The organism is Streptomyces sp. NPDC041713 (genome assembly GCF_055591085.1).
Genome location: NZ_JBVIZY010000005.1, coordinates 237,418 through 260,447, shown reverse-complemented (window position 1 = coordinate 260,447; position 23,030 = coordinate 237,418). Strand labels below are relative to the sequence as shown.

The following is a 23,030-nucleotide window of genomic DNA, read 5'->3' as shown; positions in this document are numbered from 1 at the left end:
GGTGTGACGCAGACCACATGGATCCAGGTGGGTGACGGGAAATATCCGGGGACTGTCTCCCCGTTTAGACCTGTGTCCGCGCGAAACGGGGAAGCACTCCCCGGATCGCCGGAGCCGGGGCCCAGCGGGGCCCCGGACGAAGACCCACCGACCGAGGAGCAGCCGTGGACACCGCCACCGAGCCGCAGCGCCGCGCCACCCGCCCGCGGGCCGACGCCCTGCGCAACCGGGAGCGGATCGTCGCCGCGGCGCGCGAGATGTTCGTGGAGTACGGAGCCGACGTACCCCTCGACGAGGTCGCGCGCCGGGCCGGCGTCGGCAACGCCACGGTCTACCGTCACTTCGCCGACCGCGGCGAACTGGTCCGCCAGGTCGTCCGCACGGTGATGGAGCGCGTCACGGCCCTCGCCGAACAGGGCATCGCCACGGCGGATGCCGACGAGGGCGCCGCGTACGGCGCGCTGCGCACCTTCGTGCACGCCGCGGCCGAGGAGCGGATCGGCGCCATGTGCCCGATCCTCTCGCCCGAATTCGACCCCTTCCACCCCGAACTCCTCGATGCCCGCGAACAGTTGGAGCGGTCCATCGAAGACCTCATGGAGCGGGCCCGCGCGGCCGGGCAGCTGCGCACCGACATCGCCGTCGGAGACCTGATGGTCGCCCTCTCCCAGCTCACCCGGCCCCTGCCCGGCACGGCCTGCCCGAGCATGGACCGTTTCATCCACCGCCATCTGCAGCTGTTCCTCGACGGCCTGATGGCGCCCGCCCGCTCCGACCTCCCGGGGGAGGCGGCGACCCTGCGGGGCCTCCGGCAGGACTGACCCGCCCGATCCCGCCTCTCACCCGCTTCATCCCGTACGTCGTTCGTTCTTCACCACTCCGTACCGCTAGGTGGCTACTCCCATGTCCGAAACCGCCCTCAAGCCCGGCACCGGGCCCGACGCCAACCGCTGGAGAGCGCTCGTCTTCATCGCTCTCGCGCAGCTGATGGTCGTGCTCGACGCGACCATCGTGAACATCGCGCTGCCCTCCGCCCAGCAGGATCTCGGCATATCCGACGGCAACCGCCAGTGGGTCATCACGGCCTATGCGCTCGCCTTCGGCGGTCTGCTGCTCTTCGGCGGCCGCATCGCCGACCTGTGGGGCCGCAAGCGCACCTTCGTGACCGGCCTCATCGGCTTCGCCGCGGCCTCCGCGCTCGGCGGCGCCGCGACCGGCGAGGCCATGATGCTGGGCGCCCGCGCCCTGCAGGGCGTCTTCGGCGCGCTGCTCGCGCCCGCCGCCCTCTCGCTGCTCGCGGTGATGTTCACCGACGCCAAGGAGCGCGCCAAGGCCTTCGGCATCTACGGCGCGATCGCCGGTGGCGGCGGCGCCGTCGGCCTGATCCTCGGCGGCTTCCTCACCGAGTACCTGAACTGGCGCTGGACCTTCTTCGTGAACATCCCGTTCGCGGTGATCGCCGCCCTGGGCGCGTACTTCGTCATCCGTGAGCCGGCCGGCGGCCGCAACCGCTCGCCGCTCGACATCCCCGGCGTCGTCCTCTCCACCCTCGGCCTGGTCTCGCTGGTCTACGGCTTCACCCGCGCCGAGTCCGCCGGCTGGTCGGACTCCGTGACCATCACCATGTTCGTCGCGTCGGCCGTGCTGCTCGCCGCGTTCGTCCTCACCGAGGCCAAGGTCAAGTCGCCGCTGCTGCCGCTGCGCGTCCTGACCGAGCGCAACCGCGGCGGCGTCTACCTGTCGCTCGGTCTCGCGGTCATCGCGATGTTCGGCCTGTTCCTGTTCCTCACGTACTACCTGCAGATCGTCAAGGGCTTCTCGCCGGTCAAGACCGGCTTCGCCTTCCTGCCGATGATCGTCGGCATGATCACGGGCTCCACGCAGATCGGCGCCCGCCTGATGACCCGCGTCCCGCCGCGGCTCCTGATGGCCCCGGGCTTCCTGCTCGCCGCCCTCGGCATGCTGCTCCTGACGCAGCTGGAGATCGGCACCTCGTACGCCGGTCTGATCCTGCCCGCGCAGCTGATGCTGGGCCTGGGCATGGGTACGGCGTTCATGCCGGCGATGTCCCTGGCCACGCACGGCGTCCAGGCCCGTGACGCGGGTGTCGCCTCCGCGATGGTCAACACCTCGCAGCAGGTCGGCGGCGCCATCGGCACGGCCCTGCTGAACACCATCGCCGCGTCGGCGACCACCGCGTACCTCACGGACCACGCGTCCCTGGCCGCCTCCAACCCCCGGCTCCTCCAGGCGCAGGCCATGGTCGAGGGCTACACCAGCGCCATCTGGTGGGCGGTCGGCATCCTCGCGGTCTCCGCGCTGATCGCCGCGACGTTCATCACCACCGGCGCCCAGGGCGGCAACGCCTCGGCCTCGTCGCAGGACGGCGTCGAGGACGAGGTGAAGGTGCCGGTGCTGGCGCACTGACCCGGTTCGTGAACAGCACCTAGCGGAGCCAGGGGAGGTCCGCCCCGGCCTCCTTCGGCTGAAGTCCCTCGGCGACGATCGTCATGATCTCGCCGAGGGACTTCTGCTGTTCCGGGGTGAGCCGGTCGAAGAGGGCCCGGCGGACGGCGGTGACGTGGCCGGGCGCGGTCCTGCGCAGCACCTCGAACCCCTCGTCGGTGAGGATCGCCAGCTGGCCGCGCTTGTCCGAGGGGCAGTCCTCGCGCCGGACCCAGCCGCTCTTCTCCAGGCGGGCGACCGCGTGCGAGAGACGGGACCGGGTGATCTTCATGATCTTGGCCAGTTCGGTCATCCGAAGCCGCCGCCGGGAGGCGTCGGACAACTGGACCAATATGCCGTAGTACATGTGCGGCATGCCCGCGTCGCGCTGCAACTGCCGGTCGAGGGCGTCGTCGAGAAGCGTGGTCGCCTGGAGGTAGGCCCGCCAGACGCGCTGCTCGTCGCCGTTCAGCCAGCGCGGCTCGTCGGCCGGGGAAGAGGTCGCTGCCGTATCCATGTACCCCACTGTACGAGGCCTGTCCTTGAACATTGAACAAACCAGGCGTACGGTTGCCCGTGAAGCTGCTTGAGACTTCAAGTAAGCAGGTAACGCCCGCAGGTCTCCACGCGAGACTTCACGCCAGAGGATGAGGTGCGCGATGACCCGCATGCCTGCCCTGTACCTCAGCCACGGGGCCCCGCCGCTCGCCGACGACCCGGTGTGGCCCGGCGAACTGGCCGCCTGGTCGGCGCGGCTGCCGCGGCCCCGCGCGATCCTGATGGTCTCCGCCCACTGGGAGGAGGCCCCCCTCGCGCTGTCCGCCACCGAGACGCTGCCCCTCGTGTACGACTTCTGGGGCTTTCCCGAGCGCTACTACGAGGTGACGTACGCGGCGCCCGGCGCGCCCGGACTCGCCGCCTCCGTACGGAAGTTGCTGCGCGCGCCCGGCACGCCCGTACAGGACATGCCGGACCGCGGGCTCGACCATGGCGCGTACGTCCCGCTGGTGGAGATGTACCCGGACGCGGACGTCCCGGTGCTCCAGATGTCGCTGCCGACCCTCGACCCGCGCCGCCTCATGGACATCGGCCGCAGGCTGGCCCCGCTGCGGGACGAGGGCGTGCTGATCGTGGGCAGCGGCTTCTTCACGCACAACTTGGCCGCGCTGCGGCAGGGCGGCGTCCCCGCCTGGTCGGCGGAGTTCGACGCGTGGGGCCACGAGGCCCTGGAGTCGGGCGACGTCGACGCCCTCCTCGACTTCGGCCACACGTCCCCGGCGGGCCACCTGGCCCACCCGCGCACGGAACACTTCGCCCCCCTCTTCGTCACCCTCGGCGCGGCGGCCGCGACGGGCGACCTGACCACCCAGCACAGCGTGATCGACGGCTTTTGGATGGGCTTGGCGAAGAGATCGGTGCAGTTCGGCTGAGGGCTCGCGAGGGCCGGATGACCTCGCCGGGCGCTGTGGTGCCGCTAAGGGGCGCGGGGAACTGCGCGCCCAGCCCCACACGGCCCGCAGACGAAAAACCACCTGGTGGGGCAGGGGGATGAACTCGCCGGGCAACTCGGGCGCGCCAGGGGCGCGGGGAACTGCGCGACCAGCCCCACACCACCCCCCAGACGAAGAACCGCCACCCTCAGCGGAGCGGCACGCTGAGCTCGACCGCCCGCAGGGCCGCCCCCAGCGCCCACTGATCCCCCACGTCCAACGCCGTGTCCGCGAACTTGATCACGTGCTCGTCCCCATGGGCGAGCGCCCGCTCGAAGACCTCCTCGGCGACGAGGTCACCAGAGGGCTCGTACGCGACGGCCTCATCCGGCGCGTACATGGCGGTGACGGCAGCCGACGCCGTCCAAGCCGCCCGCAGGCTCGGCACCCACAACCCGCGCGGCAACGCGGGAAGCACGCGGAGCACGGCGTTGGGCGCCGTCGCCGCGTGCACCAGCATCGTCTCCTCGCCATGACCGTGCGTGGCGTACCGGTGCGTGGCCGCCCGGACGAGCTCGGTGAGCAGCCGCCGCGCCTCCTCGGGGTCCGTCACCGCGGAGCCCCACCGCGGCAGCGCGTTCACCCGGCCGAGCCGCTCGGGAAAGCTGCCGGCCGCGCGTTCGGCGATGGGCGGCACCGCCTCCAGCGCGTCGGCCGCGCTGAGGGCCCCCGGCAACGGGGTGAGGGCGCCGAGCGGCCGGTGCCGGGCGGCCCAGTAGCCGAGCCCATGCGCGAGCTCGGCGAGCCGCGGCTCGGCGATGTCACCCCGCGCCGGACCACCCCCGTCCCGCTCCGGGCCACCCGCCCCCAGGGCCCGCACCGCGTGCCCCACCCGAATCACCGGATGCGTGGACCCCCCGTACAGACCGGGCAGCAGCCGGGGCCACCACGTGGCGAGCACGTCACGCCACGGCTCCGCCGCCAGCTTCCGGCGGAAGTACGCGATCCAGTCCGCGGCCCGGCGCGGATCACCCAGCGCGGCCCGCCAGCCGGCGTCGGTGACCGGCTCGAGCGAGGCGGGGAAGTCCTCCAGCTTCGGGGCGTAGAGATCGAGCCACCGGTGGACGGCGCCGCCCTGCCCGCGCGCGGCGAGCGCCTCGACGGCCATCGGCGCGTGGTTGGTGAGCCGCCCCAGCCGCTCGGGCCCGGAGGTGTGCAGCCGCTGCAGAGCTTCGTCGAGGGTGCCTGTGGTGTCGGTCATGCGGGGACGGTAGGCGCCCCGGGCGGTCGCACGTATCGGGCGCGGGTCCGAGAAACCGGCATCCTGACGGGGCGCACGACCTAGGTCCCCGGACCGAGCGGCCGCTCGTACCAGGCGACGTCCCAGTACCGCCCGAACTTCCTGCCCACTTCCCCGTACGTGCCGATGTGCCGGAAGCCGAAGCGCTCGTGCAGGCGGACCGAGGCCTCGTTCGGCAGGGCGATGCCCGCGTACGCGCGGTGCAGGTCCTCGCCCGCCAGGGCGTCGAAAAGGGCCCGGTAGAGGAGGGTGCCGATGCCCCGGCCCGCGGCGTCGGGGGCGCAGTACACGCTGACCTCCACGGAGGTGGCGTACGCGGACTTCGGACGGAGAGGACTACTCGTCGCGTAACCGAGCACCCGAGAGGGGCGGAGACCGGAATCCGGCCCCTGAGCAACCAAGAGACGGTGCGGGCCGTCTTTGGGGTGGGAGAGCAGCCAAGGGCGGCGCTCTTCCGGACGGAAGACGACGGTGTCGAAGGTGACGGCCGTCTCACGCACGTAGTGGTTGTAGAGGTCCGTCAGGGCTTCGAGGTCGGCCTCATCGCCCGGCCTGACCTGCACCTCCGTGCTGTCCGACGGCATCTGGCCTCCCATGTGGCGCCACAGGGTACTGCACCGTCAGGAAAAAAGATGCGCGGCTTGGGAATTCTGTCCTGATTCCAGTCGTTGTTTCCATCGGATGCCGGGCACCCGAGGGTGTGCCATCCACCACAGAGGCCCCACCAGTGGGCCGACCAGGAACCCCATAGATCGCAAGGGAGCACGCATGGCAACCCGTGCCGTCGCCCGTCGTAAGTCCGCCTCCGGCGAGACCGACGCGGCACGCAGTGTTCGCGCCGTAGGCGGGGAGATCGCCGACCGCGACCTGGTCGGCATGTACCTCGACGAGATCGCGCGTACGCCACTGTTGGACGCAGCCAAGGAAGTGGAGCTCTCCCAGGTCATCGAGGCGGGGGTGTACGCGGGGAAGATCCTGGCCGGCGAGGTCGAGGACAGCAAGGTGACCGCGGACCGCGAGGAGCTGGAGGCGCTGGTCGCCGACGGCGAGCGGGCCAAGGACGTCTTCATCCGGTCGAACCTCCGTCTGGTCGTCGCGGTCGCCCGCCGCTATCCGCGCAGCGGCCTGCCCCTGCTGGACCTGATCCAGGAGGGCAACGCCGGCCTGGTGCGCGCGGTCGAGAAGTTCGACTACGCCAAGGGCTTCAAGTTCTCCACCTATGCCACCTGGTGGATCCGCCAGGCCATCACCCGCTCCATCGCCGACCAGTCCCGCACCATCCGCCTCCCCGTCCACCTGGTCGAGGAGCTGGGCCGGATCCGCCGCGTGCAGCGCGAGTTCAACAGGGAGAACGGCCGGGACCCGGAGCCCGCGGAGATCGCCGCGGAGCTGTCCTCGACGCCCGAGCGCGTCACGGACGTCCTGGACTGGGCGCGCGACCCGGTCTCGCTGAACATGGGCGTGGACGACGACGGCGACACCCAGTTCGGCGACCTCCTGGAGGACACCTCCGCCGTCTCGCCCGAGCAGTCCGTCCTGTCGCTGCTGCGCAGCGAGGAGCTCGACGGCCTCCTCGGCCGCCTCGACCAGCGCACGGCCTCCATCATCAAGATGCGGTACGGCATCGAGGACGGCCGCGAGCGGACGCTGACGGAGGTCGGCAAGGAGCACGGCCTGACCCGTGAGCGGATCCGCCAGATAGAGAAGCACGCGCTGCTCGAGCTGAAGAAGTTGGCGCGGGACACGGGGTTCGACGCGGCGGCCTAGGCGGCCGGCCTTGTGCGGTCACTCCTCCTGCCCCGGTGTCGGGACCCCGGCGCCGGGGGGTCTGTCTGCCACGTCCTGGTAGGCCGTTTAGCGAGTGCGTCGCGCTTCGCGCGTTTTACCCGCCCGCCCGCCCTTTTTCACCGAGTGAGCGGGTCAGGCGGGTGGTCATGTCCGCGATGCAGTCCTTCAGCTCCCTTGGCCCGTGCACCGTGAAGTCGCAGTCCATGACGGCCAGGCGGAGCGCCAGCCACTCCACGGAGTCCGACGCCGTGCAGCGCAGCCGGCAGCTGTGCTCGTCCAGCGGTTCCACCGGGCCCAGCGCCGAGGGCAGCCGTGCGATGACGAACGCCGCGGGCGCCGCGAAGGTGACGTCCAGGTCGTGCGTCTGCCGCCCGCGCCACATCGCGTCCCGGATGAACTCCGCGGCGTCCCCCTTCGGCAGCTCCCGCGGCGCGAACCGCGCGCCCGTCGCGAAGGGCTCGCTCACCCGGTCCACCCGGAAGGTCCGCCAGTCCTCGCGGTCGATGTCGTATGCCACCAGGTACCAGCGCCGCCCCGTCGACACCAGCCGGTACGGCTCGGTGAGGCGGCGCGACTGCGTGCCGTCGCCCGACCGGTAGGCGAACCGCAGCCGCTCGTGCCCGGCCGCCGCCGACGCCATCACGGTCAGCGTCTCCGGTGCGATGCTCGCCCCGTCCCCGCTGGTCAGCGGCGTCGTGGCGATCTGCAGCGCGGAGACCCGGTGGCGCAGCCTCGCGGGCAGCACCTGTTCCAGCTTGGCGAGCGCCCGTACCGACGCCTCCTCCACGCCCTCCACCGCGTGGCCCGCCCCGGCCCGCAGGCCGACCGCGATGGCCACCGCCTCCTCGTCGTCCAGGACCAGCGGCGGCATGGCCTTGCCCGCCACCAGGCGGTAGCCACCGGCCGCGCCCTGGCTGGCCCGCACCGGATAGCCGAGGTCGCGCAGCCGGTCGATGTCGCGCCGCACCGTGCGCCTGCTGACCGCGAGCCGCTCGGAGAGCTCGGCGCCGGGCCACTCACGGGGGGTCTGCAGGAGCGAGAGGAGCTGGAAGAGCCGGGCCGGGGTGTCGGTGCCGGCCGCCGTACCGTCCGTCGTCGTCATGCGTCCAGGATGCCGGAGATATAGGTCACGAGCTGGCCTATATGGCCTCTAGCCTGGCGGGCATGACTTCACCTAGCACCACTTCCGTACCCGGGACGCCGGTGGCCGCCGGCGACCGGCGGCGCTGGTTCGCGCTGGCCATCGTGATGACCGCCGCCTTCATGGACCTGGTCGACGTCACGATCGTCAACATCGCCATCCCGTCCATCAAGCAGGACACGGGCGCCTCGTTCAGCCAGATCCAGTGGATCACCGCGGGGTACGCGCTCGCCTTCGCCGCCGGCCTCATCACCGGCGGACGGCTCGGCGACATCCACGGCCGCAAGCGGCTCTTCCTCATAGGCATCACCGGATTCACCGTCGCGTCCGCGCTCTGCGGCTTCGCGGCCAACCCGGAGATGCTGGTCGCGTCGCGCATCCTCCAGGGCGGGATGGCCGCGCTGATGGTGCCGCAGGTCCTCTCGATCGTGCACGCCACCTTCCCCGCGCACGAGCGCGGCAAGGTCTTCGGCCTCTTCGGCATGGTCGTCGGCCTCGGCGCGGTCTCCGGACCGCTGCTCGGCGCGCTGCTCACCGAGTGGAACATCTTCGGCCTGGAGTGGCGGCCGATCTTCCTCATCAACCTGCCGGTGGGCGTCGCGGGCGTGCTCCTCGGCCGGAAGTTCATCACCGAGTCCAAGGCGCCGCGGGCCCTCAAGCTCGACCTGGTCGGCGTCGTCCTGGTCACGCTCGGCCTGCTGATGCTGCTCTACCCGCTCACCCGCGGCCGCGAGCTGGACTGGCCGGTGTGGGGTCACGTCATGATGGGCGGCGCCTTCGTCGTCTTCGGCGCCCTCGTCGCGTACGAGAAGCGGAAGGCCGCGAAGGACGGCTCGCCGCTCGTGGAACTCTCCCTGTTCAAGGTGAAGAGCTTCGCGGCGGGCATCGCGGTGCAGACCGTCTTCGGTGTCGCGCTCGGCATCTTCTTCCTGGTCTGGACCCTCTACATGCAGGTCGGCCTCGGCTGGACCGCGCTGCGCGCCGGTCTGACCGGGGTGCCGTTCTCGATCGCGGTCTCGGCCGCGGCCGGCCTCTCCGTGCAGAAGCTCGTGCCCCGCTTCGGACGCAAGGTGCTGCAGGCCGGCGCGCTGACGATGGCGGCCGGCGTGCTCATCTACATCTGGGAGGCCGGCCGGTACGGGGCGGACATCGCGCCCTGGCAGATGGCGCTGCCCCTCGTGGTGATGGGTGTCGGCATGGGCCTGATCGTCGCCCCGATCACCGACGCGGTCCTCTCCGACGTACCGCAGGAGCACGCCGGTTCGGCCTCCGGTCTCATCAACACCGTGCAGCAGATGGGCAACGCGCTCGGCCTCGGCCTGGTGTCGGTCGCCTTCTTCGGAGTGATCGACGAGCGGGTCGCGCCGTACCGGATCCCGGCCGAGTTCGTGGACGGCTTCCAGAACGCCCTGTGGTGGGTGACCGGCGTCCTCGTCTTCATCTTCCTGCTGATGTTCGCGCTGCCCGCGAAGCCGCGGCAGCATGTCGAGGGCGGGGCCGGCGAGGAGGTCTCGCCGGGCGAACTGCCCGAGAAGGAGCCCGCGTTGACCTCCTGAGCCCGGGGCTCGGGGTTCGGGGTTCGGGGTTCGACGGTCAGGGGCAGTCGGTGGATCGGCCGCGATCCGGTGGGGAGCCTCAGAGCTCCGCCCGGGTCGCCGTCGTGTCCAGGGCCTCCAGGACGGCCCTCGGGTCGCCGTCCTTGGCCACCGCCTCGCCGATGTGCCGGCGGACGGCGCTCCTGACCTTCGGCCACGAGCCGAGGTTCGTCGGCTGGAACCGCGCCTGCGGCATCTGGTCGATGAACTCCCGCATCGGCCGCTGCTTGGGATTCTCGCGCAGCGCCTGGGCCGCCGAACTCGTCACCGGCAGCGCGGTTCGGCTGCCGCCGTACTCCAGCGCGGACTTGCGGCCGTAGAGGAAACCGAGGAACGCGCCGCACTGCTCGCGCCGCCCGTTCTGCCGGAACGCCATCAGCCAGTCGTTGAGACCCACCGGCGGCGCGGCGCCCCCGTTCTTCTCGGGGAACGGGGCGTGCGCGTACGGGAATCCGGCCTTGTCGGCGGCGCCCATCAGGACCGGGTGGGCGATCATCATGCCGATCTTCCCGCGCAGGAACTGGGCGTACGCGTCCGTCCTCGTCAGCGACTTCGGGTCGGCGCCCGCCAGACCGGGCCGGACCAGGTTGTCGCGGAGCCAGGTCAGGGTGGCGATGTTGCCGGGGGTGGCGAAGTCGTAGCCGGTGAGCCCCGCGTAGCCGCCGCCGTCGGCCAGCAGCCAGGCGAGCGCCTCGTCCTCGGCGGCCTCGGGGCCCAGCTGCAGCCCGTAGGGGGTGGGCACGCCAGCTGTCTTCAACGCCCGCGCGGCGTCGCGCAGTTCGGCCCAGGAGCGGGGCGCGGTGACGCGGGCGCGCTTGAAGAGGTCCTTGTTGTAGAAGAGGCGCGGGGTGCTGGCGAGGAAGGGCAGGCCGTACTGGACACGGTCGACCATGCCCGCCTCCGCGTACGAGCGGATGAAGTCGCCCTCGGTACGGACGTCGAAGAGATCGGACGCGCCGTACAGCTTGTCCTGTTCGGCGTACGGGGCGAAGAAGTTGGACTGGGCGATGTCGGGCGCGTCACCGTCCCGCACGCGCCGGGCCAGGGTCCGGTCGAGCTCGGCGAACGGGACGCGTTCGACGCTGACCCCGATGTCCGGGTGGACCTTCTTGAAGGCGGCGGTCAGACTGCCCCACTGGTCGCCGATCGAGGAACCCACGCTCTTGTCGTAGCTGGCCACGAGCACCTTGAGCGGGCTGTCGGTCTCGGCGGAACAGCCGCTGAGTCCGCCGGCACCGAGCGCGGTGACGCCGGCGAGACCGGCCGTGTGGAGAAGGAACTGCCGACGACGCACCGCTGTTGCCACCTCTTGCTCGCACCGTGCGCGCGGGTGGGTGGGTACGGGGGCTCCGCCGCGGGGGCGTGCGGGGTGCGCGCGCCGCTGGGGGCGTGCGAACCTTCGCGTCCTCGTGGCCGCCGCCTGCCCGGTGAGGGGCCGACTGCGTCCAGCGGGGGGAGCGCTGTTCCGCTGGGAGAGCGCTGCTCTGCTCGGAGGGCGCTGTCCCGCTGGGGGAGCACCGTCCCGTTGCGAGAGCAGTGCTCTGCTGGGGGAGCGTCGTCCCGTTGCGAGAGCAGTGCTCCGCGGGGAGAGCGCCGTCCCCTTGGGGGAGCGCCGTCCTGTTGCGAGAGCGCTGCTCTGCTGGGGAGCGCCGCCTCGTTAGAGAGCGCCGTCCCGTCGCGAGAGCACCGCTCTGCAAGGAGAGCGCCGTCCCGCTAGGGGAGCACCGTTCCGCCGCGAGAGCACTGCCCCACAAGGGAAGCACCACCCCGTCGCGAGAGCACCGTCCAGTTGGGAGGGCCGCTGACACCCGTCCCGCGCCTGACGGTGGCAGATTCTGTCATACGGGCATTACGTGACGTCGACCGCCCGGTAGCGGACGCTGGCATAACCTGCCAGGCATGCCTGCAAGTTCGCTGACGGAGCGCCGCAAGAACGAGACCCGCCTGGACATCGCCCGCACCGCCGCGGCGCTCTTCGTCGCGGACGGGCTGCGGGCCACCCGCGCCGAGGACATCGCCCGCGCGGCCGGCGTCGCGCCGCGCACCTTCTACCGCTACTTCGCCACCAAGGAGGAGTCGGTCGCCCCGCTCTTCGCCGCGGGCGCGCAGCAGTGGGCCGAGGCGGTGCGCCGGGCGCCCGCGGACCTGCCGGTCCCGGACGCGCTGCGGCACGCGGTGGCCGACGCGCTGGGTGCCGGGGACGCGGCGGCGGTGGAGTCCCTCGACTGGGTCCGGTCGTTGCTGCGCATGTCGGAGCGGAGCGCGGCGCTCCGCTCGGTCTGGGCGGACGCCTGCCACGCCTCGGAGCAGACGCTTCTTGCGGTCCTCGCGGAACGGGTGGCAGGGGCGGAACACGCGACAGGGGCGGAACGGGTGGGCGGGGTCGAGCTGTCCGGGTCGGAGGAGGCGGGGATGGCGCTGCGGCTGGCGGCGGGCGTCGCGAGTGCGGCCGTGCGGGTCGCGGTGGAGAGCTGGGCGGCGGGGGAGGAACCGGCGCGGGGCGCGGGGGGTCCGGCGGCGCTGGCGGAGCGGTGCCTCGGTGCGCTTGACGGGTTCCGGTGGCCGTAGGGCCGTAGGGCTGCAGGGCTGCAGGGCTGCAGGGCCGACGCTACGACCCTCCCCGTGCGAGGGGACTTACGTCGACCTCGGGTAGGTCCAAGGGGGCCCACGCCCACCGTACGAAAGTCCGTTTGTGTCCGATGAGGGTCCGAACCCGTTTACTTTCCCGTACCTCACCCGTACTCTGCGAGTGAAACCACATGCTCGGACATTCGGCGGAGGCAAACGGACATGTACGCACCGGAGCGGCAGCAGGAGATCCTGCGCCTGGCGCGTGACGGCGGGCGGGTCGACGTGCTGTCGCTGGCCGAGGAGTTCCGGGTCACCGCCGAGACCATCCGGCGCGACCTGAAGGCCCTCGACCGGGCCGGACTCGTGCGCCGCGTGCACGGCGGGGCCATACCGGCCGGGCGGCTCGACTTCGAACCGGACCTCGCCGAGCGCGAGGGCACCGCCGCCGACGAGAAGGACCGCATCGCCCGCGCCGCCCTCGCCGAGCTGCCCGCCGAGGGCAGCGTCATCCTCGACGCGGGCTCGACCGTCGCGCGGCTCGCGGCGGCACTGCCGCTGGCGTCGACGCTCACGGTCGTCACCCACGGCCTGCCCACCGCCGCGCGCCTCGCCGACCACCCCGGCATCCAGCTCCACCTCATCGGCGGCCGCGTCCGGCAGCGCACGCGCGCCGCGGTCGACGCGTGGGCGCTGCGGGCGTACGGGGAGATCCGCGCGGACGTCCTCTTCCTGGCCGCCAACGGTTACTCGGCGCAGGGTGGCCTCACCACCCCCGACCTCGCCGAGGCCGCCGTGAAGCGGGCGGCGGTCGCGGCGGCCCGCCGCGTCGTGCTGCTCGCCGACTCCGCCAAGCACGGCCAGGAACACTTCGCCCGCTTCGGCGACCTCACAGACGTGGACCTGCTGATCACCGACACGGGCCTCGGTGAGGACGAGGCGGCCGCCATCGAGGCGGCGGGCACGGAGGTCGTACGCGCATGAGTACGCGTACGAGTACGAGCAATGGCACAACCCCGAGTACGAGTACGACCCCACGCCCGAGCAAGGAAGCAGCAGCGGTACCCGCATGATCCTCACCGTCACCCCCAACCCCTCCCTCGACCGCACCTACGAGGTGCCCGCGCTCGATCGGGGCGAGGTCGTCCGCGCCACCAGTGACCGGATGGACCCGGGCGGCAAGGGCGTCAACGTCTCGCGGGCCGTCGCAGCGGCGCAAGTGCGGACGGTCGCCGTCCTTCCGCTGGGCGGCGCCCCCGGCGCGCTCGTCGCCCAACTCCTCGACGAGCAGGGCATCGAGGTCGCCCCGGTGCCGGTGGCCGGGCAGACCCGTTCCAACATCGCGGTCGCGGAGCCGGACGGCACGCTGACGAAGATCAACGCGCCGGGCCCGGAACTGTCCGACGGTGAGCGGGAGTTGCTGCTCGCCACGGTCGGTGAGCGGTCGGCGGGCGCGGACTGGATCGCCTGCTGCGGCAGCCTCCCGCGCGGCCTGCGGCCGTCCTGGTACGCGGAGCTGGTGGCCCGCGCGCACGCGGCCGGCGCCCGGATCGCCCTCGACACCTCGGGCCCCGCGCTGCTCGCCGCGCTCGCCGAACGCCCCGACGTGGTGAAGCCCAACGCCGAGGAGCTCGCCGGTGCCGTCGGCCGCCCGCTCGCCACGGTCGGCGACGCGGTGAAGGCCGCGGAGGAGCTGCGGGGCCTCGGCGCCCGCGCGGTCCTCGCCAGCCTCGGCGCCGACGGTCAGCTTCTGGTCGACGAGGCGGGCGCCCACTTCGCGAGCGCGCCCGTCGACGCCGTACGCAGCAACGTCGGCGCCGGCGACTCCTCCCTGGCCGGCTTCCTGATCGCAGGCGGCACCGGTCCGCTGGCGCTCGCCTCAGCGGTGGCACACGGAGCCGCCGCAGTCCAACTACCGGGCAGCGCGATGCCGACGCCGGCGGACCTGCTGCCGGGTGCGGTCACGGTGACGGCGGAGGTCCCGCTGGACCGCGCACTGAGGGAACCGGTCTCGTGAGGGCGCCGACGCGGGTACGGTCCGCTGCCGTGTTCCTTGCGGTCACCGGGACCGCTCGGGTTCGCCTCGGCCGGGGCGCACGGGACCGCCGCGGCGCAGCTGTCGGCGAGCGCGATGCCGCCGCCGGCGGATATTGCGCCGGGTGCGGTCGCGGTGACGGTCGAGGTTCCGCTGGAGTCAGCGGGGCCGCTCGGGTCCGCCTTAGCTGTGGCGCATGGAGGCGCCGTCCAGCTGCCCGGCAGCGCGATGTCGACGCCGGCGGACTCTGCGCCGGGTGCGGTCGCGGTGACGGCCGAGGTTCCGCTGGAGTCAGCGGGGCCGCTCGGGTCCGCCTTAGCTGTGGCGCATGGAGGCGCCGTCCAGCTGCCGGGCAGCGCGATGCCGGCGCCGGCGGACCTCGTCCCGGGTGCGGTCGCCGTGACGGCCGAGGTTCCGCGGGATCGCGCGCTGACGGAACCCGTCTCGTGAGGGCGTCCCCGCGGTCCGTTGCCGAACTCTCTGTCCTGCCGCCTGCCACCGTCCTCCCCCAAACCCCCGCCCCAGCCCCCGCCCCCCGGGCGATACGCGTGCGAAGGAGCCCGCGATGACCGAGATGATCACCGCGGACCTGGTCGACCTCGAACTCGACCTGTCCGCCGAAACCAAGGAAGCCGCGGCGCGTTCGCTCGCCGAGCGCATGGTGGCCCTCGGGCGCGTCAGCGACCTGGACGGGTTCCTCGCCGACGTGGCGGCCCGCGAGGCGCAGATGCCGACCGGCCTGGACGGCGGCATCGGCATCCCGCACTGCCGCAGCACTCACGTCACCGAGCCGACCCTCGCCTTCGGGCGCTCCACCCGCGGCATCGACTTCGGCGCGCCGGACGGCCCCGCCGACCTGATCTTCCTGATCGCGGCCCCGGCGGGCGCGGACGACGCCCACCTGACGATCCTCTCCTCGCTGGCACGGCAGTTGATGGACGCGGAGTTCACCGGGGCGCTGCGGTCGGCGCCCACGGCTCAGGAGGCGGCCGCGCTGATCCGGGGCGAGGCGAGCCCCGGCGCCGGGCGGGACGAGGACGGCTCCGGCGACGCCCCCGACGCGGAGGCGCCCGGCGCGGTGGAGCCCGGCGCCGAGGAACTCGGCGCCCCCGCGCCCCCCTTCCGTATCGTCGCCGTCACCTCCTGCCCCACCGGCATCGCGCACACCTACATGGCCGCCGAGTCGCTCGAGAACGCCGCCCGCGAGGCTGGCGTCGAGCTGACGGTCGAGACGCAGGGCTCGGCCGGCTTCACCCGCCTCGACCCGGCGGTCATCGCCGCCGCGGACGCGGTGATCTTCGCCCACGACGTCCCCGTACGCGACAAGCCCCGCTTCGCGGGCAAGCCCACCGTCGACGTGGGCGTGAAGGCCGGCATCAACCGTCCCGCCGAACTCATCGCGGAGGTACGGGAGAAGGCGGCACGCGGCGAGACGACCGCCCCCACCGGAACGGCCCCCGTCGACAACGCCGGTGACGCCGACGACGGCTACGGCACCAAGCTGCGCAAGTGGCTGATGTCCGGCGTCAGTTACATGGTGCCGTTCGTCGCCGCCGGCGGCCTGCTCATCGCCCTCGGCTTCGCCATCGGCGGCTGGAAGATCGACAAGGCGCCGTCCGTCGCCGAACACTTCATCTGGACGGACCACACCAGCTGGGCCGCGCTGCTCTTCCAGATCGGCGGGCTCGCCTTCGCCTTCCTGGTCCCGGTCCTTGCCGGCTACATCGCGTACGGGATGGCCGACCGGCCGGGCCTCGTGCCCGGTTTCGTCGGCGGTTCGGTCGCCGTCACCATCGACGCCGGCTTCCTCGGCGGTCTCGCCGCGGGTCTGCTCGCGGGCGCCGTCGTCATGGGGATCCAACGCGTCCGCATCCCGGCCGTGCTGCGCGGCATCATGCCGGTGGTGGTGATCCCGCTGATCTCCTCGGCGGTGGTCGGCTTCCTGATGTTCCTCGTCGTCGGCAAGCCCATCGCGTCCCTGCAGAGCGCGCTGACCGACTGGCTGGAGGGGCTCACCGGGGCCAACGCGATCATCCTCGGCGTGATCCTCGGCCTGATGATGTGCTTCGACCTCGGCGGCCCGCTCAACAAGGTGGCCTACGCCTTCGCGGTCGGCGGCCTCACCCACCCGACCGACGGCTCTCTGAAGGTGATGGCCGCGGCGATGGCGGCCGGCATGGTCCCGCCGCTCGCCATGGCGCTCGCCACGACGGTCCGCGGCCGCCTCTTCACCAAGACCGAACGGGAGAACGGCAAGGCGGCCTGGTTCCTCGGCGCCTCCTTCATCACGGAGGGCGCGATTCCGTTCGCGGCGGCCGACCCGCTGCGCGTCATCCCGGCGTCCATGGCGGGCGGCGCGGTCACCGGCGCCCTGTCGATGGCGTTCGGCTGCACGCTGCGCGCCCCGCACGGCGGCGTCTTCGTGGTCCCGCTGATCGGCCAACCGCTGCTGTACCTGGTCGCCGTCGCCGCGGGTGTCGGTGTCTCGACGGGTGTGGTCGTGCTGCTCAAGGGGGCCAGGAAGACGGCCCCTTCGGGCGAGGGTGCGGGCGAGGGCGCGGGCGAGGGCGCGGAGTCGGCGAGTGGCGCCCCGCTCGGGGAGGCGTCCGACGGCAAGCGGGAGTCCGTGACGGCCTGATCGACGACGGCCTGATCGACGACGGCCTGACCTATGGCCGAGCGATCGATGTGCCCTGGGCCTCAAGAGGCCTCAAGAGGCCCAAGCGGGTGCGGAACTCGGGAATCCGGAGTGTGCGACTTGCGTCACTTCGGGACCTAAGTCCTATTACCCCCTGTCGTAAGCCACCGCCCCTGTTGTCTACTGGGCCGCATGCTCCAGGATGTATCGACCATTCAGCAGATAGGCGTGGCCGTGCTCGCCGTGGCGACCGTGGTCTGGGCCGTCGGCCTGGTGCGGGTGATGCGCAGGGAGCGGCCCGGCCGTCCGGGCGGATTCGAGCGGTTCGACCGGTTCGACCGGTTCGACCGGTTCGAGCGTCTCGACGTGGAGGGGTGGGGCCAGGCGCAGCCGCTCCACGCGCTGCCGGTCCAGCAGGGGCCGCCGCGCGCGGAGACCGTGGAGCTCACGGCGGACGAGCGGGACGCCTTCGCCGGTCTGGTACGGCAGTTCGGCGAGGGCCGCGGGCGCGCCTGACGCCACGGGGGCGCGACGCCACGGGGGTGTGACGCGACGGGGCGTGCCGGTCCAGCCGGCCTTCCCGGTCCCACCGGGTTCCGCGGCCGACCCTTACGCCTCCGCCGCCCGCCGCTGCCCCCGCCCTTGCCCCTGGCTCCGTTCCCGCTCCCGTTCCCGTCCCCGCTCTTGGGCCCAGTCGCGCGCCCTGCGCTCCATCGCGGCGCGGGCCGCCGCCTCCGTGTCGTACACCTCGCACCTGTGCCGTCCGTCGGGCGTGAGGGTGTGTTCGACCTCCCACAGGCTGGTCTCGCCGCCGTCGAAGAGCAGGAACGCGTGCTCGTAGAGCGAGAAGCACATCCGGATCTCGCCGGCCAGGCAGGGGCGGCCGAAGGCCTGCGTGATCTGGTGCGCGAACGCGGTACGCAGCAGCCGTTCGACGCTCGTGCCCGGCCGGTCCGCGTCGGGGTTCTCGGCGCGGCGCAGCAGCCGGCGGGCGTGGTCCGCCGAGCCGTCCGGCACGTACGTGTGCCGGGGTTCGGGGTCGGCCGGGAGGTGGAGCACGACCGGCCGGCCGCACACCGGCGGATCGGGCGGCAGCGGCAGCCGCGACGTGGCGACGCCCGCCTCCTCCTCGTCGGTGTAGATCTCGTGCCTCGGCGGGCCGCCCGGCGCCGTGTTGTGGACCAGCTCCCAGAGCGTGAGCACCGACGCGTCCGCGAGCAGCCAGGTGTGTCGGTACGTCTCGCGGTGCAGGCCCGAACTGTGGTGCGCCGAGTGCAGCGAACTGTCGTACGCGAGCGCCGAGTCGAGGCGCGCGACGACCTCGTCCGGCAGGTCGAAGGAGTTCATCGCACGGCCGAGGAGTCGCTCGAGGTGTTCCTCCGGGGAGTGTGGTTCGGGCGACTCGGGTGGCTCGTACGCGGTGTCGTACGGAACGCTCAAGGCTTCTCCCGGCGTTGCTACATGTCACCTGGTGAGTGCATACCGTAGCCCCTGGGTCGGACATCATGCCCGGGAACGGGAAAACGCGCGAGCCACGCGGGAAGTTCCCGCGTGGCTCGCTCAGTTGGGGGACGCCACCGAGGCGTTTCCGCCCAGGTCACAGGCGTGCCTGCCCGTGTCCCGGGCGTGCCCGCCGATGTCGCAGGCGGCTCGCGTCAGCTCGCGCTGCCCGCCGTCCACTCGCTCCAGGACATGTTCCAGCCGTTGAGGCCGTTGTCCGGGGCGATGGTCTTGTCGGGCGAGCCCTTGACCGTCACGACGTCGCCGATCAGGGAGTTGCTGAAGAACCAGGCGCCCTGGGTGTTCGGGTCGCCCGCACCCCGCGCGTCCTGCAGGCCGACGCAGCCGTGGCTGGTGTTGGCGCTGCCGAAGATCGAGGGCGAACCCCAGTAGTTGCCGTGGATGAACGTGCCCGACGAGGACAGGCGCATCGCGTGCGGCACATCCTTGATGTCGTACTCGCCGCCGAAGCCGACCGTGTCACCGTTCATCCGGGTCTGGGTGAACTTCTCCGAGATGACCATCTTGCCGTTGTACGTCGGGTTCGACGGGCTGCCCGCGGAGATCGGGACGGTCTTGATGACCTTGCCGTCCCGCTCGACCGTCATCTTCTTGGCCTGGACGTCGACGGTGGAGACCTGCGCCCGGCCCACCGTGAAGGTGACCGTCTTGTTCTGCACGCCGGTGGCGCCGTTCGCGCCCTTCACGCCGTCCAGGTTGATCTTCATCGTGACCTTGGAGCCGGCCTTCCAGTACTCCTCCGGGCGGAAGTCCAGGCGCTGGTTGCCGAACCAGTGGCCGACGACCTGCTGGCCGCTGCTCGACGTCACCGTGATGTGCGACTGGACGTCCTTCTTCTCCGTGATCGCCTTGTCGAAGGTGAAGGAGACCGGCATGCCGACACCGACGGTCGCGCCGCCGTCCGGCGTGTAGGTGCCGATGAAGCTGTTGGCCGAGGAGACCGTCGTGAACGTCGCGTTCTCCGTCGCCGCGTTGCCCTTGGCGTCCTTGGCGTCGGCGGTCACCTTGTACTTCGTGCCGCGCTCCAGCTGGGACTTGGGCTTCCAGCTGGTGCCGTCGCCGGAGATGGTGCCCTCGACCGCGGCGCCGGACGTCACGGACGTCATCTTCACGCTCGTCAGCTTGCCGCCGGTGACCTTGACGCCGGTGGCGTTGATCGAGGCGTCGGTGGCGCCGTCCTTCGACGAGATGGTGATGTCCGCGCCCTTGGCGGCCGAAGTCCCGCCCTGCTTGTCGTCCTTGGCGTCCGCGTCACCCCCGCAGGCCGACAGGGTCAGCGCGCCCACGGCGGCGAGCGCGGTGGCGGCCAGCAGGGCACGGCGCCGGGGGTTGACTATGACCGACCTTGTCACGGGCTGCTCCAAGTACGTGTTCTGATCCAGTACGAGTAAAGAGCGACCTGTGCGGGTCAGAGGTTCCCGCGGCACGGTGTGAGTGTGGGCACATTGCGGGGGCCTCACGGAGCCTCAACGGGCGTCGTGTGAAGGTGGTTTGCCCGTATTGCAGCTTTTATCGCACCGCCCCCTCGGCTTCGTATGCGTAGAGGTCGCGGTACGCGGGGAAGGTGCCGCCCGGTGTCCGCACGGACTCGGCCGCGAGCATCGCCCGCACGATCGCCGCCGTCACCATGTCCGCGCCCGCGGCCAGGATCTCGTTGAGGGCGAGGGGGCGTTCGACGGGCAGGGCGTGCGCCCCGGTGGCGAGGGCGAAGACCGTGTCGCCGTCGTTGAGGAGGTGGACGGGCCGCACCGCGCGCGCCATGCCGTCGTGCGAGGTGCCGGCCAGCTTCTGCGCCTGGGCCTTGGTGAGTTCGGCGTCCGTGGCGACGACGGCCAGCGTGGTGTTCAACGGGGGCGCCCCGTTCTCCGCCGCGGCCTCGTCGAGGCGCCGCGTCGCCTCCGCGTGGACCTCGGGCGCGGGGTAGGCCACCCGCCGCCCCGCGAAGTACCTCCCGTACAGCACGCCCGTCTCCGGATCGACCCCCGAGCCCGCGGCGTTCGCCACGACCAGCGCGGCGACCGTGATCCCCGAGTCGAGGCGGACGCTCGCGCTGCCGACACCGCCCTTGAACCTGCCGACCACCGCCCCGGTGCCCGCGCCGACGTTGCCCTCCTCGACGGGGCCGAACTCCGCCTTGCGCGCGGCCGCCTCGACCGCCGCCCGGCCGGCCCCCGCGTCGGGCCGCGCCCCGAAGTCGCCGCCCCGTCCCAGGTCGAAGACGCAGGCGGCCGGGACGACGGGGACGACGTGGGACGGCTCCGGGCCGACCCGCACGCCCCGGTGCCGCTCCTCCAGCCACCCCATCACCCCGGACGCGGCGTCCAGGCCGTACGCGCTGCCGCCGGTGAGGACGACGGCCTCGACGCGCTGCACCAGATTGCGCGGGTCCAGGGCGTCCGTCTCCCGGGTGCCGGGCCCGCCCCCGCGCACGTCCACGGCGGCGACGGCACCGCCCTCGGGCGCGAGGACCACGGTGGTCCCGGTGAGCCGCCCGCCCCCGGCCCACGTGGCATGCCCGACCCGGAGCCCGGCGACGTCGGTGAGGGAGCCGGGGGCGGGGGTGTGGGGGTCGTGGGGTGGGCGCGGGGTCGAGAGGTTGGAGGCGGAGGTTGCCGCGGGAGCGGGCTGAGAAGCCTGAGAAGGCTCGGAGGACGCAGGGGGCTCAGAGGTCATGAGGTAGGCGTACCACCCCCGCTCACCGCCAACCAGGGTGCGGCGCCCGGACAGCGAGCCTCCGGGGCGGCACCGGGCTCGGGGTGGCGTCGACCCTTCAGGGGCGGGGCCTGAAGTCCCGGCACCTTCCCCCTCTTTGGCCTGCTCAGGACGTGCCGTACGCCTCTGCTGCCGTGAGCCCGCGCGCGTGATCGTGGAGGTGTCAGGCCCCGGAGCAAGGTCGGGACCCTGAGCGAACTGGGAACCAACATGAGATCGCCTGCCGCCCAAGCGACGCGGACCGCGCCGACGGGCACCTCGTACGACCCCGCGCAGTACCGGCCCGGCAAGACCATCACCGACTGGGAGCCGGAGAACGAACTCTTCTGGAAGTCCACCGGCCGCAGGGTCGCCGCGCGCAACCTGTGGATCGCGGTGCCCGCCCTCCTCGTCGCCTTCGTGGTCTGGCAGGTCTGGTCGGTCACCGCGACCAACCTCAAGGACGTCGGCTTCGGCTTCTCCACCTCCCAGCTGTTCTGGCTGACGGCGGTACCGGGCCTGACCGGCGGCACGGCCCGCATCCTCTACACCTTCCTCGGCCCGATGATCGGCCAGCGCCGGTTCACCGCGCTCTCCACGATCGTCCTGGTCGTCCCGCTGATCTGGCTCGGCATCGCGGTCCAGAACCCCGACACCTCGTACGGCGTGATGATCGCCATCGCGGCCCTGTGCGGCATCGGCGGCGCCAACTTCGCCTCGTCCCTGGCCAACATCGGCTTCTTCTTCCCGAAGAAGGACAAGGGCAACGCCACCGGCATCAACGGCGGTCTCGGCAACCTCGGCGTCTCCGTGGTCCAGCTGCTCACCCCGATCGTCATCACCAGCTCGGTCATCGCGGTCGGCTCCGCCCAGCACAAGGCCGACGGCACGCCGGTCTGGCTGCAGAACGCCGCGTTCCTGTGGGTGCCGGTCCTGGTGATCCTGGCCGCCGTTGCCTGGTTCGGCCAGAACGACCTCAAAGTCGCCTCCACCCCCTTCAGCCAGCAGAAGATCATCTTCAAGCGCAAGCACAACTGGCTGATGACCTGGCTCTACGTCGGCACCTTCGGCTCCTTCATCGGCTTCGCCGCGGCCCTGCCGATGCTCATCAAGACCACGTTCACCCCGATCGACGCGGCCTACTCCGCGGCCACCTACGCCTGGATGGGCCCGGCCGTGGGCGCGCTGGCTCGCTGGGCCGGCGGCTGGATCGCGGACAAGATCGGCGGCGCGCGGGTCACCATCATCTCGTTCGTCGGCATGGCGCTCTCGATCATCGGCGTGATCAACTTCCTGCCCTCCGGCGGCGACAACGGCAACTTCTGGGGCTTCTTCGCCTGCTTCCTGTGTGCGTTCTTCTTCTCGGGCATCGGTAACGGCTCCACGTTCCGCCAGATCCCGGTGATCTTCCGCAACCAGCACCTGAAGGGCCTGACCGAGGGCACGCCCGAGTACACGAAGGCGCTGAAGCAGTCGGAGATGGAGGCGGGCGCCGTCACCGGCTTCACCTCCGCCATCGCCGCGTACGGCTTCTTCTTCATCCCGGCGATGTTCGCCAACTTCGCGGTCACCAGCGCGATGTGGGGTTTCGTGGCCTTCTACGTCAGCTGCATCGCGGTCACCTGGTGGTGCTACGCCCGCAAGGGCGCGGAGTCGCCGAGCTGACGCCCCGGGAGGCGTGAGCGGCACGGTCCGGGCGGGCCGGGTGTGGGAGCACTCGGCCCGTCCTCTTTTTGTCGTTTCGTGCGGTGCCTTCGACCCTTCCGGCGCGTACCACGGGATTTCGGGGAAATTCTTGTGAATGTGTTCACAAGCGAACTTGGGTCCAAAGTCCCGAAGGAAAGGCCAGGTCAGCATGGGTGCACTCGCATTTACCCG

At 71.9% G+C, this 23,030-nt stretch carries 19 protein-coding genes; 11 read left to right on the top strand and 8 right to left on the bottom strand.

Annotated elements, in window-relative coordinates:
• Positions 1-164 precede the first annotated feature (164 nt).
• Both ACZ6CV_RS17605 and ACZ6CV_RS17600 read left to right on the top strand, forming a co-directional pair.
• Positions 165-821 (top strand): TetR/AcrR family transcriptional regulator, encoded by a 657-nt coding sequence (locus ACZ6CV_RS17605; RefSeq protein WP_469251672.1) that lies wholly within the window; start codon positions 165-167, stop codon positions 819-821.
• Positions 822-903: 82 nt separating this feature from the next.
• Positions 904-2,427, top strand: a complete 1,524-nt coding sequence (locus ACZ6CV_RS17600; RefSeq protein WP_469251670.1) for an MFS transporter — start codon at positions 904-906, stop codon at positions 2,425-2,427.
• A 19-nt stretch (positions 2,428-2,446) separates the two neighbouring features.
• Here ACZ6CV_RS17600 and ACZ6CV_RS17595 read toward each other — a convergent pair whose 3' ends face one another.
• A complete protein-coding gene (locus tag ACZ6CV_RS17595) occupies positions 2,447-2,962 on the bottom strand; it encodes a MarR family winged helix-turn-helix transcriptional regulator (protein ID WP_469251669.1) in 516 nt (171 codons plus the stop codon).
• A gap of 142 nt (positions 2,963-3,104) precedes the next feature.
• Here ACZ6CV_RS17595 and ACZ6CV_RS17590 point away from each other — a divergent pair, with 142 nt between their 5' ends.
• Entirely contained in the window at positions 3,105-3,875 is a 771-nt protein-coding gene (locus ACZ6CV_RS17590) for a dioxygenase family protein (protein WP_469251668.1), read from the top strand.
• 208 nt (positions 3,876-4,083) lie between these two features.
• Here the strand turns inward: ACZ6CV_RS17590 and ACZ6CV_RS17585 are convergent, their stop codons facing one another.
• Together ACZ6CV_RS17585 and ACZ6CV_RS17580 are read right to left on the bottom strand one after the other, a co-directional pair.
• Positions 4,084-5,136, bottom strand: coding sequence for a questin oxidase family protein (locus ACZ6CV_RS17585; protein WP_469251667.1), 1,053 nt, complete (start codon positions 5,134-5,136; stop codon positions 4,084-4,086).
• 80 nt (positions 5,137-5,216) lie between these two features.
• The gene (locus ACZ6CV_RS17580; RefSeq protein ID WP_469251666.1) at positions 5,217-5,759 is read right to left on the bottom strand and encodes a GNAT family N-acetyltransferase; all 543 of its coding nucleotides are present in this window, start codon (positions 5,757-5,759) and stop codon (positions 5,217-5,219) included.
• Positions 5,760-5,943: 184 nt separating this feature from the next.
• On the opposite strand from ACZ6CV_RS17580, the gene ACZ6CV_RS17575 reads away from it, so the two are divergent.
• Positions 5,944-6,942, top strand: a complete 999-nt coding sequence (locus ACZ6CV_RS17575) for a sigma-70 family RNA polymerase sigma factor (protein WP_469251665.1) — start codon at positions 5,944-5,946, stop codon at positions 6,940-6,942.
• Positions 6,943-7,057: 115 nt separating this feature from the next.
• Here ACZ6CV_RS17575 and ACZ6CV_RS17570 read toward each other — a convergent pair whose 3' ends face one another.
• Positions 7,058-8,065, bottom strand: a complete 1,008-nt coding sequence (locus ACZ6CV_RS17570; RefSeq protein WP_469251664.1) for a helix-turn-helix transcriptional regulator — start codon at positions 8,063-8,065, stop codon at positions 7,058-7,060.
• Positions 8,066-8,127: 62 nt separating this feature from the next.
• Here ACZ6CV_RS17570 and ACZ6CV_RS17565 point away from each other — a divergent pair, with 62 nt between their 5' ends.
• Complete coding sequence (locus tag ACZ6CV_RS17565; RefSeq protein WP_469251663.1) at positions 8,128-9,660, top strand: MFS transporter; 1,533 nt, start codon at positions 8,128-8,130, stop codon at positions 9,658-9,660.
• 79 nt (positions 9,661-9,739) lie between these two features.
• On the opposite strand, the gene ACZ6CV_RS17560 is transcribed toward ACZ6CV_RS17565, so the two are convergent.
• On the bottom strand, positions 9,740-10,993 hold the full coding sequence (locus tag ACZ6CV_RS17560; protein WP_469251662.1) for an extracellular solute-binding protein: 1,254 nt from the start codon (positions 10,991-10,993) through the stop codon (positions 9,740-9,742).
• Between the two features lie 605 nt (positions 10,994-11,598).
• On the opposite strand from ACZ6CV_RS17560, the gene ACZ6CV_RS17555 reads away from it, so the two are divergent.
• The 5 genes from ACZ6CV_RS17555 (at position 11,599) to ACZ6CV_RS17535 (ending at position 17,456) form a co-directional block, all read left to right on the top strand.
• A complete protein-coding gene (locus tag ACZ6CV_RS17555; protein WP_469251661.1) occupies positions 11,599-12,267 on the top strand; it encodes a TetR family transcriptional regulator in 669 nt (222 codons plus the stop codon).
• A gap of 222 nt (positions 12,268-12,489) precedes the next feature.
• Positions 12,490-13,251, top strand: a complete 762-nt coding sequence (locus tag ACZ6CV_RS17550; RefSeq protein WP_469251660.1) for a DeoR/GlpR family DNA-binding transcription regulator — start codon at positions 12,490-12,492, stop codon at positions 13,249-13,251.
• Between the two features lie 85 nt (positions 13,252-13,336).
• The gene (gene pfkB / locus ACZ6CV_RS17545; protein WP_469252011.1) at positions 13,337-14,284 is read left to right on the top strand and encodes a 1-phosphofructokinase; all 948 of its coding nucleotides are present in this window, start codon (positions 13,337-13,339) and stop codon (positions 14,282-14,284) included.
• A 583-nt stretch (positions 14,285-14,867) separates the two neighbouring features.
• Positions 14,868-16,940, top strand: a complete 2,073-nt coding sequence (locus tag ACZ6CV_RS17540; RefSeq protein ID WP_469251659.1) for a PTS fructose transporter subunit IIABC — start codon at positions 14,868-14,870, stop codon at positions 16,938-16,940.
• Between the two features lie 192 nt (positions 16,941-17,132).
• Positions 17,133-17,456, top strand: coding sequence for a hypothetical protein (locus ACZ6CV_RS17535; RefSeq protein WP_469251658.1), 324 nt, complete (start codon positions 17,133-17,135; stop codon positions 17,454-17,456).
• 93 nt (positions 17,457-17,549) lie between these two features.
• Here the strand turns inward: ACZ6CV_RS17535 and ACZ6CV_RS17530 are convergent, their stop codons facing one another.
• From ACZ6CV_RS17530 to ACZ6CV_RS17520, 3 genes are all read right to left on the bottom strand, one after another.
• Positions 17,550-18,380, bottom strand: coding sequence for a DUF6227 family protein (locus ACZ6CV_RS17530; RefSeq protein WP_469251657.1), 831 nt, complete (start codon positions 18,378-18,380; stop codon positions 17,550-17,552).
• Positions 18,381-18,595: 215 nt separating this feature from the next.
• Positions 18,596-19,813 (bottom strand): L,D-transpeptidase, encoded by a 1,218-nt coding sequence (locus ACZ6CV_RS17525; protein WP_469251656.1) that lies wholly within the window; start codon positions 19,811-19,813, stop codon positions 18,596-18,598.
• Positions 19,814-19,970: 157 nt separating this feature from the next.
• Complete coding sequence (locus tag ACZ6CV_RS17520; RefSeq protein ID WP_469251655.1) at positions 19,971-21,134, bottom strand: P1 family peptidase; 1,164 nt, start codon at positions 21,132-21,134, stop codon at positions 19,971-19,973.
• A 249-nt stretch (positions 21,135-21,383) separates the two neighbouring features.
• Between ACZ6CV_RS17520 and ACZ6CV_RS17515 the strand changes: the two genes are divergently transcribed.
• Entirely contained in the window at positions 21,384-22,817 is a 1,434-nt protein-coding gene (locus ACZ6CV_RS17515; protein ID WP_469251654.1) for a NarK family nitrate/nitrite MFS transporter, read from the top strand.
• Positions 22,818-23,030 lie beyond the last annotated feature (213 nt).

Bases quoted from the DNA above. Each gene is read 5' to 3' on its own strand.
- ACZ6CV_RS17515 (WP_469251654.1), top strand. From the start codon at position 21,384: ATGAGATCGCCTGCCGCCCAAGCGACGCGGACCGCGCCGACGGGCACC.
- ACZ6CV_RS17585 (WP_469251667.1), bottom strand. From the start codon at position 5,136: ATGACCGACACCACAGGCACCCTCGACGAAGCTCTGCAGCGGCTGCAC.
- ACZ6CV_RS17595 (WP_469251669.1), bottom strand. From the start codon at position 2,962: ATGGATACGGCAGCGACCTCTTCCCCGGCCGACGAGCCGCGCTGGCTG.
- ACZ6CV_RS17555 (WP_469251661.1), top strand. From the start codon at position 11,599: ATGCCTGCAAGTTCGCTGACGGAGCGCCGCAAGAACGAGACCCGCCTG.
- ACZ6CV_RS17535 (WP_469251658.1), top strand. From the start codon at position 17,133: ATGCTCCAGGATGTATCGACCATTCAGCAGATAGGCGTGGCCGTGCTC.
- pfkB (WP_469252011.1), top strand. From the start codon at position 13,337: ATGATCCTCACCGTCACCCCCAACCCCTCCCTCGACCGCACCTACGAG.
- ACZ6CV_RS17565 (WP_469251663.1), top strand. From the start codon at position 8,128: ATGACTTCACCTAGCACCACTTCCGTACCCGGGACGCCGGTGGCCGCC.
- ACZ6CV_RS17575 (WP_469251665.1), top strand. From the start codon at position 5,944: ATGGCAACCCGTGCCGTCGCCCGTCGTAAGTCCGCCTCCGGCGAGACC.
- ACZ6CV_RS17540 (WP_469251659.1), top strand. From the start codon at position 14,868: ATGACCGAGATGATCACCGCGGACCTGGTCGACCTCGAACTCGACCTG.
- ACZ6CV_RS17580 (WP_469251666.1), bottom strand. From the start codon at position 5,759: ATGCCGTCGGACAGCACGGAGGTGCAGGTCAGGCCGGGCGATGAGGCC.
- ACZ6CV_RS17520 (WP_469251655.1), bottom strand. From the start codon at position 21,134: ATGACCTCTGAGCCCCCTGCGTCCTCCGAGCCTTCTCAGGCTTCTCAG.
- ACZ6CV_RS17600 (WP_469251670.1), top strand. From the start codon at position 904: ATGTCCGAAACCGCCCTCAAGCCCGGCACCGGGCCCGACGCCAACCGC.
- ACZ6CV_RS17550 (WP_469251660.1), top strand. From the start codon at position 12,490: ATGTACGCACCGGAGCGGCAGCAGGAGATCCTGCGCCTGGCGCGTGAC.
- ACZ6CV_RS17570 (WP_469251664.1), bottom strand. From the start codon at position 8,065: ATGACGACGACGGACGGTACGGCGGCCGGCACCGACACCCCGGCCCGG.
- ACZ6CV_RS17590 (WP_469251668.1), top strand. From the start codon at position 3,105: ATGACCCGCATGCCTGCCCTGTACCTCAGCCACGGGGCCCCGCCGCTC.